General features: G+C 61.8%; 12 protein-coding genes and 1 tRNA gene. 8 read left to right on the forward strand and 5 right to left on the reverse strand.

Annotated elements, in window-relative coordinates:
- Nucleotides 1–26 precede the first annotated feature (26 nt).
- From LZA78_RS02125 to LZA78_RS02150, 6 genes are all read left to right on the forward strand, one after another.
- The gene (locus LZA78_RS02125; protein ID WP_233675294.1) at nt 27–1,343 is read left to right on the forward strand and encodes an HlyC/CorC family transporter; all 1,317 of its coding nucleotides are present in this window, start codon (nt 27–29) and stop codon (nt 1,341–1,343) included.
- 152 nt (nt 1,344–1,495) lie between these two features.
- On the forward strand, nt 1,496–3,067 hold the full coding sequence (locus tag LZA78_RS02130) for a class I SAM-dependent methyltransferase (protein WP_233675295.1): 1,572 nt from the start codon (nt 1,496–1,498) through the stop codon (nt 3,065–3,067).
- 10 nt (nt 3,068–3,077) lie between these two features.
- Complete coding sequence (locus tag LZA78_RS02135; RefSeq protein WP_233675296.1) at nt 3,078–4,928, forward strand: glycosyltransferase family 2 protein; 1,851 nt, start codon at nt 3,078–3,080, stop codon at nt 4,926–4,928.
- Nucleotides 4,925–5,890, forward strand: a complete 966-nt coding sequence (locus LZA78_RS02140) for a phosphoadenosine phosphosulfate reductase (protein WP_233675297.1) — start codon at nt 4,925–4,927, stop codon at nt 5,888–5,890. The genes LZA78_RS02135 and LZA78_RS02140 overlap by 4 nt, the downstream gene beginning before the upstream one ends.
- A 39-nt stretch (nt 5,891–5,929) precedes the next feature.
- Nucleotides 5,930–6,745, forward strand: a complete 816-nt coding sequence (locus LZA78_RS02145; protein ID WP_233675298.1) for a class I SAM-dependent methyltransferase — start codon at nt 5,930–5,932, stop codon at nt 6,743–6,745.
- Between the two features lies 1 nt (nt 6,746).
- Complete coding sequence (locus LZA78_RS02150; RefSeq protein ID WP_233675299.1) at nt 6,747–8,624, forward strand: hypothetical protein; 1,878 nt, start codon at nt 6,747–6,749, stop codon at nt 8,622–8,624.
- Here LZA78_RS02150 and LZA78_RS02155 read toward each other — a convergent pair.
- Nucleotides 8,615–10,858, reverse strand: coding sequence for a glycosyltransferase family 2 protein (locus LZA78_RS02155; protein WP_233675300.1), 2,244 nt, complete (start codon nt 10,856–10,858; stop codon nt 8,615–8,617). The two genes, LZA78_RS02150 and LZA78_RS02155, sit on opposite strands and share 10 nt — an antisense overlap.
- Before the next feature lie 140 nt (nt 10,859–10,998).
- Between LZA78_RS02155 and LZA78_RS02160 the strand changes: the two genes are divergently transcribed.
- A tRNA-Arg gene (locus tag LZA78_RS02160) sits at nt 10,999–11,075 on the forward strand.
- 98 nt (nt 11,076–11,173) lie between these two features.
- Here the strand turns inward: LZA78_RS02160 and lipA are convergent.
- The 3 genes from lipA to LZA78_RS02175 all read right to left on the reverse strand — a co-directional run bounded on the left by lipA (nt 11,174) and on the right by LZA78_RS02175 (nt 14,272).
- Entirely contained in the window at nt 11,174–12,124 is a 951-nt protein-coding gene (gene lipA, locus LZA78_RS02165; RefSeq protein WP_233675301.1) for a lipoyl synthase, read from the reverse strand.
- Between the two features lie 79 nt (nt 12,125–12,203).
- Nucleotides 12,204–13,103, reverse strand: a complete 900-nt coding sequence (locus LZA78_RS02170) for a hydrogen peroxide-inducible genes activator (protein ID WP_233675302.1) — start codon at nt 13,101–13,103, stop codon at nt 12,204–12,206.
- A 56-nt stretch (nt 13,104–13,159) separates the two neighbouring features.
- On the reverse strand, nt 13,160–14,272 hold the full coding sequence (locus LZA78_RS02175) for a DUF6456 domain-containing protein (protein WP_233675303.1): 1,113 nt from the start codon (nt 14,270–14,272) through the stop codon (nt 13,160–13,162).
- Nucleotides 14,273–14,491: 219 nt separating this feature from the next.
- Here LZA78_RS02175 and LZA78_RS02180 point away from each other — a divergent pair, with 219 nt between their 5' ends.
- Nucleotides 14,492–14,803, forward strand: a complete 312-nt coding sequence (locus LZA78_RS02180) for a DUF6477 family protein (RefSeq protein ID WP_233675304.1) — start codon at nt 14,492–14,494, stop codon at nt 14,801–14,803.
- On the opposite strand, the gene LZA78_RS02185 is transcribed toward LZA78_RS02180, so the two are convergent.
- Entirely contained in the window at nt 14,790–16,355 is a 1,566-nt protein-coding gene (locus tag LZA78_RS02185; RefSeq protein ID WP_233675305.1) for a helicase HerA-like domain-containing protein, read from the reverse strand. The genes LZA78_RS02180 and LZA78_RS02185 overlap by 14 nt on opposite strands.
- Nucleotides 16,356–16,472: the final 117 nt, after the last annotated feature.

Here is a 16,472-nt window from a genome sequence, read left to right on the forward strand (position 1 = left end):
CCCTTCCACATCCTTAATTGGCAGTCATGCAGACCCCTTTTCTCGACACCGCCTTCTGGCTGACCGCCGCCGCCATTCTTGGCCTTTTGCTGATGTCCGGCTTCTTCTCGGGCTCGGAAACAGCTTTGACTGCCGCGAGCCGCGCCAAGCTGCGCAATCGCGCCGACAAGGGTGAAAAGGGCGCTGAGGCCGCGCTAAACGTCACCGAGGATAGCGAGCGACTGATCGGCGCGATCCTTCTAGGCAATAACGTGGTGAACATCCTCTCGGCCTCGCTGGCGACGGCGCTGTTCACCCGGCTCTTCGGCGATTCCGGTGTAGCGCTGGCCACGCTGGTGATGACAGCGCTGGTGCTGATCTTCTCCGAGGTTCTGCCCAAGACCTACGCGATCTCGAACCCCGAGACGGTGGCCTCGCGGGTGGCACGCCCGATCCGCATTCTGATCGTGTTGCTTGCGCCTATCGTGACGGTGGTGCGCACCATCGTGCGCGGCATTCTGTTCCTGTTTGGCTACCGCACCGATGCCGATCAGCACATGTTTTCGATCCATGAAGAGATCGCCGGCGCGCTCGCGATCGGCACCTCCGAGGGCACGGTGGACAAGGAAGATCGCGACCGCTTGCTGGGTGCGCTCGATCTGGGCAACCGCACTGTGGAAGAGATCATGCGCCACCGCAGCCAGATCGAGATGATCGACGCCGAGGCCGACCCGAGCGAGCTTCTGGCCCAGGTTCTGGCCTCGCCCCACACGCGCCTGCCGCTTTACAAGGGCGAGCGCGAGAATGTCGTGGGGGTGATCCACGCCAAGGACCTGCTGCGCGCGGTCGAGCGTTTCCTGCGCACGGGCGACGGCAAGCTAGAGAGCGTGTCGGACCTGGACGTGATGAAGGTAGCGATGAAGCCCTACTTCGTCCCCGAAACCACGCCCCTGGACGAGCAGATGCGCGAATTTCTCAAGCGGCGCACCCACTTCGCGCTTGTGGTGGATGAATACGGCGACCTGAAAGGGCTGCTCACGCTCGAGGATATCCTTGAGGAAATCGTGGGCGAGATCACCGACGAATTCGACCCCAAGGCCGAGCGACAGCTCAAGCCCACCGAGACGGGCGACTACATCGTTGATGGCGCGATGACGATCCGCGACCTGAACCGCGAAACCGACTGGAGCCTGCCCGACGACGAGGCCAACACAATCGCCGGTCTGGTCATCCACGAGGCCCAGACCATCCCCGACATGGGGCAGGTTTTCTCGTTCCACGGCTTCCGTTTCGAGGTCATCGAGCGCAAGGACAACCGCATCACCAAGATCAAGATCCGCCCGCTTCTGTCACTGCTTGGCTGAACCCGCCGCTGTGGACAGCACGGCGCGAAACAACCTAAGCAGGGCCGCGCGTTATGCCGGGCCTGCCCTACACGGATACCCCCTTTTCTCGCCCCGGATCGCATCGGCCCGCGCGATCCCCAAAGCGGCCAAACGGGCATGAGGTGTAAAGAGTGGCAACGTCCCACCGTACCGAGTACCAGATCGCGATGCTGTGGATGGAAGGGCCGCTGAGCTTCCTTGAACAGCTTTGCATCGCATCGTTCCGTGACGCGGGCCATCATGTGCGCCTCTATACCTACGGCACCGTGACGGGCATCCCCGAGGGGATCGAGGTGGCCTCGGCCGACGATATCCTGCCGCGCACCGATTTCCTCAAGCATGAGCGCACCGGAAGCCCCGCCCTGCATTCCGACCTGTTCCGCTACCATCTTCTGTCCAGGAACGACCGCACAATCTGGGCCGATACAGATGCCTATTGCCTGCGCCCCTTCGAGTCTGAGACCGGGCATTTCCATGGCTGGGAGTCGGATAAACACGTGAATGGTGGCGTCCTCGGGCTGCCGCGCGACAGCGAAACGCTCGGGGCGCTGCTTGAGTTTACCGCCGATGAGTTCGCGATCCCCGACTGGTATGGATCAGACTACGCCCAGGAACTGCGCGCCGCCGCCCAGGCAGGACAGCCCGTGCACGCCAGCGAAATGCCTTGGGGCGTTTGGGGGCCGCACGCGCTAACGCATTTCCTGCACAAGACCGGCGAGGTGCAGCACTCCTTTGCACAGCACATGCTTTACCCGTTCACCTTCAAACAGCGGCGGATGATGCTGAAGCCCGGGCTCGACACCGCGCCCTATATCAGGTCCGACAGCTTCTCGGTGCATTTCTATGGCCGCCGGATGCGCAAGCGGCTGATCGAGAAAGAGAACGGCGTACCCCCTGCCGACAGCCTGCTCGGGCGGTTGCTGGCTAAGCACGGCATTGACCCGCGCGAGGCGCCCCTGCCCGCTCTGGACCAGCCACAAACCGACACCTCGATGACCCCGTTACCGATAGCAAAGACAACCAGTGCAGCCGGAACGAACCTGGGCGATCTCGCGGAGAAATATGGCTCGGACAAAGGGCCAGCGAAGCATCGTTATACCGAGCTTTACAACATGCTGTTCCACCCCTACCGGGATCAGCCGATCCGTTTCCTTGAAATGGGGCTGTTCATCGGCGGCCCGGAACATGGCATCAGCGCCGATCGGGAAACGACCGACTTGCCCTCGGTGAGGATGTGGCTAGAGTTCTTCTCGCAAGCGCATATCCACGGACTGGACGTGTCCGACTTTTCCTGGTTCGAGCATCCGCGCTTCAGCTTTACCCGCTGCGACATGGACCGGCGCGAAAACATCCGAGACGCGTTCAAGGTTGCGGCGCCCTTCGATATCATTATCGACGATGCCTCGCACGCTTCGCATCATCAGCAATTCGCGATGCTCGAGTTGTTCCCCAAGTTGAAACCGGGCGGGCTCTACATCATCGAAGACCTGCGCTGGCAACCGCAAGCCTATGAGCGCGCAGGCATTACCAAGACGGCGGATCTGTTTCAGTCCTACCTGCATCAGGGCCACTTCCAGCATTCTGACCCCGCGCTGGCGGCCGAATTCGACGCTCTCCGCCCCGAGATTTCGGGCGCTTTCCTGCATCAGGTGCGTTACCTGAAAGAAAAGCGGGATCAGGTTCTGGTCGTCCACAAGCGTTGAGGAGCGAACGATGGCGCTATTCACGATCGGCATGCTGTGGATCGGAGGGCCGTTGAGCTACCTCGAACTGCTGTGCATGCAGTCGTTTCTGGATGCTGGCCATCCAGTCAGGTTCTTCACTTATGGTGATGTTCCCAACGTTCCCGACGGTGTCGAGATCGACGATGCCGCAGCTATTCTTCCGGGGCAACCGTTCTTGCGTCATACGCGCAGTGGTTCTCTCTCGCTTCATGCGGATTTGTTCAGGCTGCGGATGTTGGCGCAGGACGACCGGATCATCTGGGCCGATACTGACGCCTATTGTGTAGCTCCGTGGCTACCCCGGGAGGGCCACTATTACGCCTTTCAGGACGAGCAAAACATTGCGAGCGGTGTTCTTGCTCTTCCGCACTCCAGCATCGCACTGGCCGAATTGCTAGCCAGCACAGAAGACCCCACTGCCATCCCCGAATGGTTGCCTAAACGTCAGCGCATTGCGCTCGAAGCGGCCCAAGCCGCCGGCAAGTCGGTACATGTAGCTAACATGCCTTGGGGGGCTTGGGGCCCGACAGCGGTAACCCATTTCCTGCGTAAGACCGGTGAAGTCGAGAACGCGCTCCCGTCTAACGTTCTGTATCCGATATCGTTTCGGGATCGTGGCAAGATGCTGCAACCAGGCACGATCTCGCTTGACGATTTTGGAGCGCAGACGACCTCGGTTCATTTCTACGGCAGCCGAATGCGACGCATGCTGCAACGTCGCCACGCAGGACTTCCTCCCGAGGGATGCCTTATTGACTTGCTGTTGAAGAAACATGGTATAGCCCCTGCGCAAGCGCCGCTTCCAGCAGAGCACAAGGCCGAGCCAACCTTGCCTGCCGCTCGCCCTCGGGCTAAGTCCGGCAAGCAAGAGACCTTCCTTGCCGTGACCTGCATGAAAGACGAAGGCGCCTTCATCCCCGAGTGGATTGCCTTTCATCAGGCGGCGGGCTTTGATCACTTTCTGATCTTCACGAACGACTGCTCGGACGGCACCGACCGGATGGTTCAACGTCTAGAGGAGCTGGGCATCGCCACCCATCGTGATAACACGCGCGGTCCCAATCAACGCGCAAGCTATCAAATACGTGCTTTTCGGAAAGTATTGAATGAACCGGTCTACCGCTCTCACGATTGGGCCATGATTTTAGATGCTGACGAATACCTAAATGTTCACTGCGGCGCGAAGACGGTCCAGGATCTTGTAGCTGCTGTACCCGATGCAGACGCGTTTTCTCTGACATGGCGTGTCTTTGGATGCGGTGGCATCGAACACTACTCGCGTGGCTTCATGACCGAACAGTTCAATCGCGCAGCCCCACTCGATTGCCCGCGGCCAGCGCAAGCTTGGGGACTGAAAAGCCTTTTCCGAACCAGTGCCTTTGAACGGCTGGGCACCCATCGCCCCCTTGTCCCGGTTGGCGGAGATTGGGACGTCATCAAGTGGGTAAACGGTTCCGGCCACTCTATGCCCAAGCGTTACCGCGAGTTGACCAGGGGAAATTGGCGCAGCAGCCCCGACTGCGTCGGCTATCATCTGGCGCAGGTGAATCATTACGCGCTCCGCTCGCGCCAATCCTTCCTGCTCAAATCGCTCAAGGGCACCGTACATGGCGGCATCGACCGCAACCTAGATTATTGGCAAAGGATGAACAGAAACGAGGAGGAGGATCGAACCATCTCGCCCCTGCTTCCAAAAATGCGCGACTACCACGCAAAGATCATGGCCGATCCTGTCATCTTCAAGCTTTACGAGCGGGCCTGCAACTGGCACGAACAACGCATCCGTGACGCCCTTGCCATCGGCCCGATCGCCGAACTCTACGATGAGCTTGGCGCATGACGGCACGCGGGGCCCCTTCGAACCCGGATCTATCCGGCCACAGCCGCGACGATTGGCGGCGCGAATTGATCCGCATCGGAGACGAGTCCGGCTTCTTCCGGGAATTGGGTGGGCAGCATACCGCGTTGCACGTTCGGGCGGGCGATACGCTCGTCGTGACTTTCGAGAACCTCGACCATGTTTTCGAGCACGGAGGAAATCGGCTTCCTTGGGGCTTCGACTTTATCCGTTCGCACGGCTGGTCGATCCTTGGGCTTATGGCGCATGACTGGACATGGTACCGCGACGTGGCCGTTCACGACTTCTTCGACACGCTGCGCGATGAAGGGTTTTTTGAGCAGTTTTCTCGCGTTGTGTTTTATGGCGCGTCGATGGGGGGGTATGCGGCGGCGGCGTTCTCTGCGGCGGCTCCGGGGGCCACCGTGATCACGATCAGCCCACAGGCGACACTCGATAAGACGCAAGTCCCGTGGGAGACACGTTATTCAAAGGCGTGGGACCGCGACTTTTCGGATCGCTACGGCTTTGCACCCGCCAGCTTGCGGGCGGCCGATAGCGTCTACCTCCTGTTCGACCCTCACGCAGAACTAGACGCGAACCACGCAGCATTGTTCGACGACCCGAATATCATGAGGCTGCATTGCCGAATGATGGGGCATCGCATCGCCTCGGCGATGCAAGGGATGGAAATATTGAAGCCAGTGATCGAAAGCGCGATCGACGGAAGCCTTACCGCCGACGATTTCTATCGCGCTCTACGCCGACGGCGCAGGTATACGCGTTATCTCAAGGAGATGCTGGCTCGGTTAGATCAGCGTGGAAACCCTTGGCTCATGTCGTTATTTTGCCAACATTATCTTGCCTCACGGAAGGGTCCGCTATTTCGACAACACTTAAACGTTGCGAATGCACAACTGGCCCAACAAGGGCGACGGATTCCGGGCACGGAATCGAGTTCATAACGCTTGATCTATTGCTAAGCAGCAAATACCCCTCGTTGCATGACCAATCAGCATTCACCTAACCGACGCTATGTGAAGCTCCTCCGAATAGTGGATATCGGTCAGCATTTTCGTACGCCGCTGCCAAAACAACTGTCCGACGATTACGATATTCCAGCTGATTCCTGGCGTGGCATGGCGCGTCGCCCACAGAAGAAATACTTGAATCGCAGAAAGAATATTCGCCGGGCAATGAACCGCGTCAGCTTGTTCTTGCCTGAACTTATGTCCGGACAACCGCAACGTGTTCTTGAGTTGTCGACCGCCCACGGAGCCTTGCTTGAGGTGCTGCGCTATTACGGTCATGACGTCATCGGCAACGACTACGTCAATATGGTTAGCGGGGAAAACAATGCCGAACGAGCTCTCTATCGCGGTATCAACGACACAAAATTCTCACGTGATTTCGACGATTTTGGGTTAGCTATCCCGCGCGATGGCGGCGTGATGGATTGGCCCTACCGACCGATCATCGAGTCCATCGGGATACCGATGAAGCTGTTCGACGCCGGGGTGACCCCATATCCCGCCGAGACAGGCAGTTTCGACTACATCATCTCGATGCAGGCAATTGAACACTACTGTCATCCGAAAGATTGGTTGAAAGTCGTGGAAGAGATGTGCCGCATCTCACGACGCTGCGTATTCTTGTTGCTAAACCCGATGATGCCAGAATTGGCAGAAGATACGCACTACTCAAGCGCGTTCCAAACTGCGCGCGAGGAATTACGTGACTACGACCGAAATGGATTTCGATGTGTTGGTTGCCATCTGCACTGGGGGCAGGCACTTGGCTTCAAGCTGATGAGTCTCTGATATGCTTGTGATGCACATTGGATCACCCAAGACCGGCACAACCTCTCTTCAGGGTTTTTTCCATACAAACGAAGTGGCACTGCGGGAACGCGGGATCAACTATATGCGCTCGGGGCGCTCGCATATCGCGCACAATCCATTGCCGATGGCCGTCGCGCAGCGCGACGCAGCCGCCATTCTTGACGCAATCGTTGCGGAACACAACGCCGCGCCGGACACGGCCCACGTAATCTCGAGTGAGATCATGTTCCGTATCATTGTCGCCCGCAGGCTGCGCGAAACTCTGCCCGAGGCGCTGCGCGATCAGACACGCGTTGTCTGCTACCTTCGTCGCCAAGACCTCTATGCCGAGGCTATTTACAAGCAGCTTGCAAAGAACGGGCTGGTCAAACTGGATCGAGGGGAGTTTCTTTCCGGGCACCTGCCAAAGCTGAAGTATTCCGCAATCCTAGACACTTATGCCGCAATTTTCGGCGCACAGAACATAGTAGTCCGCGCCTTCGAACGCGAGCGTTTCAAGGGAGGTGACATCGTCGAAGATTTTGCGTGTGAACATCTCGGTTTGGGATCGCTTGAGGGCTTCTCGCGTCAACCAAGCCAGTCGAACCCGTCTCTCTCGGTCGAACTGACGGAGATGTTGGGACGCATCGCTTATGAGCGCCACGCAAATCCGCGCCAGCTGGTCCGCGAACTCAGCAACATGGACGATCCGCTGTTGTTTTCGTCGCGTGATACATTTTCTTGGTCAGAACGACGAGAGATCATGGCGTACGTCGCTTCAGACAATGAGAAAATCCGGGCGACCTATTTGCCTGACCATGACACGCTTTTCGAACAAGGTGATCTGACACGTAATAATAGCGACAACGCATTGGCACCCGAACGTGTCGCTGCGCGTGCTCATGCCGGGGCCCTCGCATTAGCGCGGGCATTGCAGACCCTCGCCGTTAGCGCACCACCCCATGCGCGGCCCAATCTCGCTCCGCAGTCATTCGCACCCGCTACGCCGCCCGGCCCTGCCTATCCAATCTGGTTTGACGAGATCTGCCCCGCCGGCCCGCGGAAAGGCTATTTCCATTGGCTCGGCCACCATGGCGCCAGCTTTGTAGATCGCGGGCCCGAGCATCTTGTCGTAACCTTCGACAACCTCCACAATGTGGGCGACATAAGGCCCGAGCGAAACCCTTGGGCAGCAAAGTTTTGCGCTGACAACGGCTGGTCGCATCTTGGAATCATTTCGCAACGCCCCGACTGGCTACGCGACGCGGACCTGATCGCATTCTTTCGCGAACAGGCTGATCGAGGCTTTTTCGAACGATTTAGGCGTGTTTCATTTGCCGGAACTTCGATGGGGGGGTTTGGCGCAGTTGCATTCTCGGCACTGTCGCCCGGTGCCACCGTTGTCGCATTCAGCCCGCAGAGCACGCTCGACCGCCAGCTCGTGCCGTGGGAGCGCCGTTTTGCCAAGGGGCGCAGCGCCGACTGGTCACTGCCATTTAGCGACGCGGCACAAGGCATCACGACCGCACGCAAAGTCTGGCTGATCTACGATCCATTCAACGCGCCTGATCGACGGCATGTCGAACGGCTAGCCGGGCCGAACGTCACCGCTTTGCGCGCACCAGGTCTTGGCCACAAGACGGCGCTAGCACTTAACCGTATGGGCTTGCTTCAACCGGTGATCGAAAGCGCCCTAGATGGGCAACTGGAGACACGCGCCTTCGCCCAGATGATCCGCGCACGCCGCAGCTTGTTCATCTATCGCGAGGAAATGGCGGGATATCTAACCCGGCGCGGCCAAGAAGCTCGAGCCAACCGCCTTCGTGACTTGTTCAAACAAGTGCGCCGTGCGAGTGGCGGCCGAACCGCCTACGAGTGAACTGTTTCCTGCCGCTCAACAGTAAAGAAAAACCGTGCGGCCGGGTCTTTCTCGGCGATCTCATCGGGAATGCAGGTCGGCCCCGCGAGAAACACGTTCGCCCCGAAATGCGCATGCAGGCGCGAGAGGCGCTGCATTATCTCGCTGGTAATCTCGTCAAGGAATGCCGCGTAACCTGGGTCGGCGCGTAGCTCGGCGATCTTCGCGCGATGTGCCCCGACGCATTCGGCATGGGCCGTGGCGATCTCGGGGTCGGCCAGCAGGCGCACCATCTCGGCCCGGGCCTTCGGGAGCATGCGCTGGATCGACGTCTCCTCCTGCGCATTGTTGTTCATTCGGAACCAATAGGCGAGGCCCTGGTCGCGCTCCACATGGTTCACCCGGCCCCGGTCGCGCTTGACCAGAAAGCTCTCAGCCGAGCGGACGGCGTAGTGATTGAGCTGCACAAGATCATAGCCGTATGTCTGGGCGTTCGACCGCCAGGCACCACGGTATTCGTCCTCGGGCAAGGGCCGCCCCGAGCCGTTGACCCAGTTGATCCGATCCAGCTTCTGCGCCGAGAACCCCTTGGGGCGATGCACGCCAAGCTTGCGGAAGATACCGACATTGGCGAACAGCGTCTTGAAGCCCCAGGCCTGATGCGGCTTGGGCGTGAACTCGGGCGCGCAGCGGGTGAACTGCTGCGTCACGAAGGCATCGCTGAAATCCGCAATGTCGGCATTGCCAAACAGCCGCCAGGTCATCGAGATCAGGTTGGCCTCGGGTACCGCCGCAAACAGCGCATCCAGTGTGCCGTCGCCCACCTTGATATTAATGAACTCATCGACGTCGATACAGGTCACCCAGGTGGCTTTGGCGATCACCGGCTCATCCGAGGCGACGGCAAGAGCGGCGTGCTGCGGGCGCATGTCCATCGAACGAAACGGGTTGTCGCGATGCTGCACGAGGCCCTTGCGCTCCAGCAGGCTCAGGAAGCTGTCCGTGCCGTCGGTGCAGTCGTTGGTGTAGATCAGGAAGTCATCGAAACCGACCGCGCGGTGGTAAGCCAGCCATTCAAGGATGAACGGACCCTCGTTCTTCATCGTGGTCACGATCGCGCGGCGGCCAGCTTTGCCCGGCGCCGAGGTGGCCTCGGGGGTCGGCATGCGAATGGGCTTGTGATCGAACGCATCCTCGGCCAGCGCGAGAAGCTGCGCATCCTCGACCAATGCCGCGCGCGGCACGATATTGGCGATGGTCTCGACCGGGTGTCGCAGGTTCATGCAGCGATGGAAGCGCCAGGCCGGAACACGCGGGTCCGCCGACACGTTGCCCACCCGCGTCATCCGCCAGACCGCTTGCGGGCTGGCCTTGGCCGGGGCGATGCACCAGCGGTTCCAGACCTTGCTGGCGTCGAACTGCACGCAGATATGGTCGCCGAAGGTGATGGGGTCGCCCGAGCGAACCCGCCAGGGGTAGGCCGAGCGCCCCATCAGCGCGACCAGCCCTGTCTCAGACGCAGCGGCGGCATCGAAGACCGAGCGCCCCTCCGACGCCTCCAACAGGTCATGCACCTCGATATTCGCCACGGCGCGCGCCTGCGCCAGATAACGCTGACGCATGATCTCGTAGCAGATCACCTCGCCCAGAGGGGAGCGCCAAGGGTCGGGGTCGGGCAGGTCCATCCTGTCCCTGCCGGGGCTTTCTGGGGCACAATAGGGGTGCTGTTCTGGGGGCTGGCCGCGCTTACCCAAGGGCAGCGGCGCGCGCAGCAGGACGACCTTCAGCGCGCTCTCCGCCAACGCGCCCTTCAACGCGGCATCGAACGCCGGATCGCCCCCCGGAGGTGCGCGATCAAGAAGGACCGCGCCGTCCATCCCCTGCGTCGCCGCGTGATAGGCCAGCCAATCCACAATGGTTTCGACGCTTTCGCCATTTCGGACGGCAGCAAATGTGTTCTTGCCACGCAGCAGGCCCAGGTCGGGTTGGAACGGCGTTATCCGCAGCCGGGCCGAGCCGAAGATGCACTCAAGCGGCGCACCCTCGGCAAGCCTGACCTGCAACACCGGCGCCGAAGTGACCCACGCGGTGGACAAAAGCTCCACCACCGGGTCAAAGCCGATCTGGCTGACATCCGTTCCGGCGGCAAAATAAAGCGATACTTGGCGCTTTCCGTCATCCACCGGGCGTTCGACCGCATCGAGCAGCGTTACGCCAGCCGCCGAGACCGAGCACATTTCCCCAAACACGAGCACCGCTGAACTTCCGATCTGCCTATCCCTGTCGCGCCAATCTAAACGCCACCGCGCGGCTTCACAACGTGCGGATGCAACAAGCGGCGCGTCTCATTTTGCCGGTTGCAGGGGGTATGTGCCTCGTCTATATCACCAGCAAGGCACCCATAGCTCAGCTGGATAGAGCGCTGCCCTCCGAAGGCAGAGGTCAGAGGTTCGAATCCTCTTGGGTGCGCCAAAATCCCCAATAGAACCAAAGACAAGTCACCGGCGAATGCGCCGCATCCCTTTGATATAAAAAGACAAAGGGCCGCTTCCGGCCCTCTTACTCATCGCTCAGGACAGGCCCAGCTTTTTCAGCCGCGCCTCGCGCAGGCGGGCGAAGTCATCCCCGGCGTGGTAGCTCGACCGCGTCAGGGGCGTCGCCGAAACCATCAGGAAACCCTTGCCATAGGCGGCTTTCTCATAGTCCTTGAACTCTTCGGGGGTCACGAAGCGATCCACCCGGTGGTGCTTGGGCGTCGGTTGCAGATATTGGCCGATCGTCAGGAAGTCGATATCGGCCGAGCGCATGTCATCCATCACCTGCAGGACCGACTGCCGGTCCTCGCCCAGGCCGACCATGATGCCCGACTTGGTGAACATCGTCGGGTCAAGCTGCTTCACGCGCTGGAGCAGCCGCAGCGAGTGGAAGTAGCGCGCACCGGGGCGCACCGTCGGGTAAAGCCCGGGCACGGTTTCCAGGTTGTGGTTGAACACATCGGGTTTCGCCTCGACCACGGCTTCAAGCACCCGGTCATCGCATTTGAGGAAGTCGGGCGTCAGGATTTCGATCGTCGTCTCGGGCGAGCGGTGGCGCACCGCGCGGATCGTCTGCGCGAAATGCTCGGCCCCGCCATCGTCCAGATCATCGCGATCCACCGAGGTGATGACGACATGCTTGAGGCCAAGCGTCTGCACCGCATGGGCGACGCGGCCCGGCTCGAACGCGTCCAGCGCGTCGGGCTTGCCGGTGGCGACGTTGCAGAACGAACAGCCCCGCGTGCAGATCTCGCCCATGATCATCATGGTGGCGTGGCCGTGGCTCCAGCATTCGCCCACGTTCGGGCAGCCCGCCTCTTCGCAGACGGTGACCAGCTTGTTCGACTTCAGGATGTCGCGCGTTTCCTTGTATCCCTGCGAGGTCGGCGCCTTGACGCGAATCCAGTCGGGCTTTTTCGGCTGGCTCTGGTCCGGCTTATGGGCCTTTTCCGGGTGACGCTGACCGGGGATATTGAGTTCGCGCACGGGATATTCCCCCTCATATGGGCTGTTTCGCCTAGATAGGCGCAAACGGGCTGGCAGGCAATGCCGTTAGGGAACAGCGTCAGGGAAAGCTTGCGCGGATCTCAGCCAGCAGGGCGCCCCCCTCGGCGCGCAAAACCTCGGCCAGGGGTGCAAACCATTGCCCGCAGTCCGGGCAATCCCGGCGACGCACAAGGCGCAGGGTGCGGTGCGGCTGTTCGGCAAAGCGCAAAAGGGCGATGCCGGGCGTGGCCTGCGTTTCGACAGAGGCCGCGATCTCGGGCATCAGCGTCAGTCCCATCCCCTGTCCGACCAGCGCGCAAAGCGTAGAAAGCGACGAGGCCCCAAGATCGACCGTCTGCGCCGCCCGCGTCAGCCCGCACAGCGCCAGCGCCTGATCGGCGAGGCAATGCCCCTCTTCAAGCAAGAGCAACTCGCCGGGGTCGAGCGCATCCGGCGGCAGGCCCCGGTTCTGGTCCAGCAATTCGGGCGTTCCGGCCAGCAGGAAGCGATCGTCGAACAGGATTTCTTCGTGGCATTCCGGCGCGGGCGTTGCGATGATCGCCGCATCGAGGCGCCCCGACGCGAGTTCGGACAGCAGCGTTTCCGTACGGGCCTCGCGCAGCCGCAGCCCGTCAGTCTGCGCGCGCAGTTGCGGCAAGGCACGCGGCAGCAGATAGGGTGCGATGGTCGGGATCACCCCGAGGTTAACCTGCCCCCTGCCCGTGCGCACCTCGGCCTGAAGCGCGCGCAACTCGGCCTCGATCCGCTCGGCGCGCACCACAACCATGCGCCCCGCACGCGTCAGGCGCGCCTCGCGCGGTCTGCGTTCGACCAGCTGGAGGCCAAGCTCGGCCTCCAGCTCTTTGATCTGCATCGACAGCGCGGGCTGCGTGACATGCACAGACTCGGCCGCGCGGGAAAATGAGCCCGTCCGGTCAATCGCAAGAAGGTAGCTGAGCTGGCGAAGGGTGATGTTCATAACCAACACTTATCGCATTAGCCGCCGCACGCAATTTCAATTGATCGCAGTATCGGTCACCCGATCAGCGGCGAGGCCCCGCCATAGGTCTCGTCATAGTGCCGCTTGAGCCGCATCAGCGCGATGCGCAGCACGATCTTGCCCGAGCGCGCCGACCAGCCAAGGCGCCGTTCGGCGGCCTCGAGCCCTTCGAGAAAGCAGCAGCAGCGCAGAACCATATCGCCAAGGCCCGGCCCAAGATCGCGCAGCGCCGCCGCCACGCGATCCCGCGCGCGCTCTGACCCGCCGCCATGCCCGAGGTCGGGGCGATACTGGCCACGGTCGCCGCCGGTCATGAACCGCTCCCAGTTCTGCGCGACGCGCGGCCCCATTTGCGCCAGTTCGAAATCCTCGCGCAGGCGCTCCCCCGCCGCGACAAGTTCGGGTGTCAGGAAGGGCTGCCCGTTCGCATCGCGCCGCCGCGCAAGCACGCCAAGCGGGCTTTCGGCCAGGTTGGCGCGCATCCGTCGACGCCGGCCTTCCTCGGCGGGAACCTCGCGCATGCTCCAGTCGCGATGCTGCGCCCCGAACGGGTTGTCGTCGCCCTCGGGCGCATCTCCGCAGGCCGAGGCGTCCTCTTCGATCATCCGCTTGAGCGCGGCACGCCCGGCGACCGATATTTCGTAGCTGGTAACCCGACCTGCGTGCTTGACCTGAATCCAGTCCTGCAAGGCGAAGGCCTGCGCCACCGCGCGTTCGAGAACCGCTGTGCGCACCGTCCCGCGCAGCACCACCGCCTTGTCCATATCGCCCGCGACGATCAGCAGCGCGCCCTGCTCGGCCAGGCGGCGCAGAATGCGGCGGCCCTCGCGTGCAAGCATCTCTTCATCGGCCGGGATCTCGGGGGCTCGGATCGTCGCAGTCATTTTCGCCTGGTCCTTGTGCTGGTCGGCCAAGCGGGAATCGGGGGTTGAACGCGCGCCAAGCTGGGCCAGCGCCTCATCGACCAGAGGGTCGTCGCGGCGCGACTCGACCCGACGCACCCGACGCAGGACGGTTGAGGCATGACACCCCTCGCGCCGCGCCAGTTCCCGGATCGGCACGCCTTCCTCGACGTGGCGCAGATAGAGCCGGGCATAGTCGGGCAGCCAGGCGGGAAGCTCCGCCTTGACCGATACAGTCATCGTCATTCGTTCCCCAAATGTGGCGCAAGTCATTGGAATACGCCGCAATCCTTCCCGCCTAACCGTGGGTTGCTTTGGTTACCTGTCCGTTAAGAAACGGAACGATCCCGAGATTTCTTTAAAATTTCTAAAGATTTGGAAACCCGGCGATCGGTTGAGCGGCCGAATCCGCAACACCCGCATAGGTTGTGCGACGGTTTAGCGAAACAACCCGGAGATCGACCCATGACCGAACTGGCCACCCAAATCGCCGCGCTGCGTCGCCCGCGCCTGCTGATCCGCGCTGCGCGCTTCGGTCAACGCGACTATAGCCGCGCGCGCGACCTGCGTCGCCTGATGCGCGTTCCCGCCCCGCCGGCACCCGAGCACGCACTGGCGCGCCTGCTCGATGAGGAGGCCCGGCTTGAGGCGGCCCGCCAAGAAGGCGATGCCGCCTATAACATCTCGCGCCATGTCGATCTGCTGATTGCCGTGATGGCCGAGGCACGGCTGCTGCCGCAGACCCCGGTCACGCAACCGCAGCTTAGCGCGATCTGAACAACGACCCCAGAACGCCACGCACAATCTGCCGCCCTGCCTGGCTGCCGATCTGGCGCGCAAGGCTCTTGCCGAAGGCTTCGAGAACCGTATCCGAGCGCGAGGAGCTGCGCCGGGTCGTCGTGGATTTCGTCGCCTTCTGAGACTTGCTCGTCTCGTAGCGCCGCGCGTTCTGGAACTCGCGCTCCTGCTTTTCCTCGACGGCGCGAGCCTCGGCTTCGGCGGCCTCATTAGCTGCCGCGGCGGCCCGTGCCGTCAGGATCTCATGCGCGGATTCGCGGTCGACCGCCTTGTCGTATTTCAGCCCGTAGGGCGAGGACTGCACCACCACGCGGCGCTCATCGGGGGCCAGCGTGCCAAGGCGCGACTGCGGCGGGCGCACCAGCGTGCGCTCGACCACTCCCGGCACGCCCTTCGCCTCAAGGAACGAGGTCACGGCCTCGCCGGTGCCCACCTCCTTGATCGCATCTTCGGTCTCGAACCGCGGATTGGGCCGGTAGTTCTCGGCCGCGCGCTTGAGGTCTTTCTGGTCCTTCGCCGTGAAGGCGCGCAGCGCGTGCTGAACACGGTTACCAAGCTGGCCAAGGATGCCTTCGGGAACATCCGCAGGGTTCTGGGTGATGAAATAGACCCCGACCCCTTTCGAGCGGATCAAACGCGCCACCTGCTCGACCTTGTCCACCAGCGCCTTGGGGGCATCATCGAACAGCAGATGCGCCTCGTCGAAGAAGAAGACGAAACGCGGCTTGTCCGGGTCGCCCACCTCGGGCAGTTCCTCGAACAGCTCGGACAGAAGCCACAGCAGGAAGGTCGCATAAAGCCGGGGCGAGGCCATCAGCTTGTCCGCCGCCAGGATGTTGACCCGCCCACGCCCGTCGGATGCCAGCGTCATCATATCGGCCAGATCCAGCGCGGGCTCGCCGAAGAACTTCGTGGCACCCTGGTTTTCCAGCACCAGCAACTGCCGCTGGATCGCACCCACCGTCGCCGTCGCGACATTGCCATAGCGCAGCGAGAGCGTATCGGCATTCTCGCCCACATAGACCAGCATGGAGCGCAGGTCGGCGAGGTCAAGCAGCGCAAGCCCCTCGGCATCGGCGAGGTGGAAGGCGATGTTCAGCACCCCTTCCTGCGCCTCGGTCAGCCCCATCAGGCGCGACAGCAGCAGCGGCCCCATCTCGGACACGGTGGTGCGCACGGGGTGCCCCTGCTCGCCGAAGAGATCCCAGAAGGTGACGGGGTAGTCGCGGTAGGTCAGCTCATAGCCGATGGTATCTGCCCGTTTCTGGAAGGCGTCATGCAGCTTGGCCGTGGCCGAGCCCGGCATGGCAAGGCCCGCGAGGTCGCCCTTGACGTCGGACATAAAGACCGGAACGCCCGCGCTCGAAAACGCCTCGGCAAGAATTTGCAGCGTGACCGTCTTGCCGGTGCCCGTCGCCCCCGCGATCAGGCCGTGACGGTTGCCGTATTTCAGCAGCATTTCCTGCGGCGTCGCGTAGCTCTCGCCACCACCGCCAACGAAAATGCCTTTTTCAGTCAATACCCCGGTCATGCCGCCCTCACTCAGAAAATTACGTCACCAGCGTTCGCTGCGCACAATACTAGCTTAACGAGCCTGTGCCACCCTGCATCTGTCGTACGTGCAAGCTCGCTTGCGGAGCGGCGCTTC

Source organism: Rhodobacter flavimaris (assembly GCF_021378075.1).
Taxonomy (GTDB): domain Bacteria; phylum Pseudomonadota; class Alphaproteobacteria; order Rhodobacterales; family Rhodobacteraceae; genus Rhodobacter; species Rhodobacter flavimaris.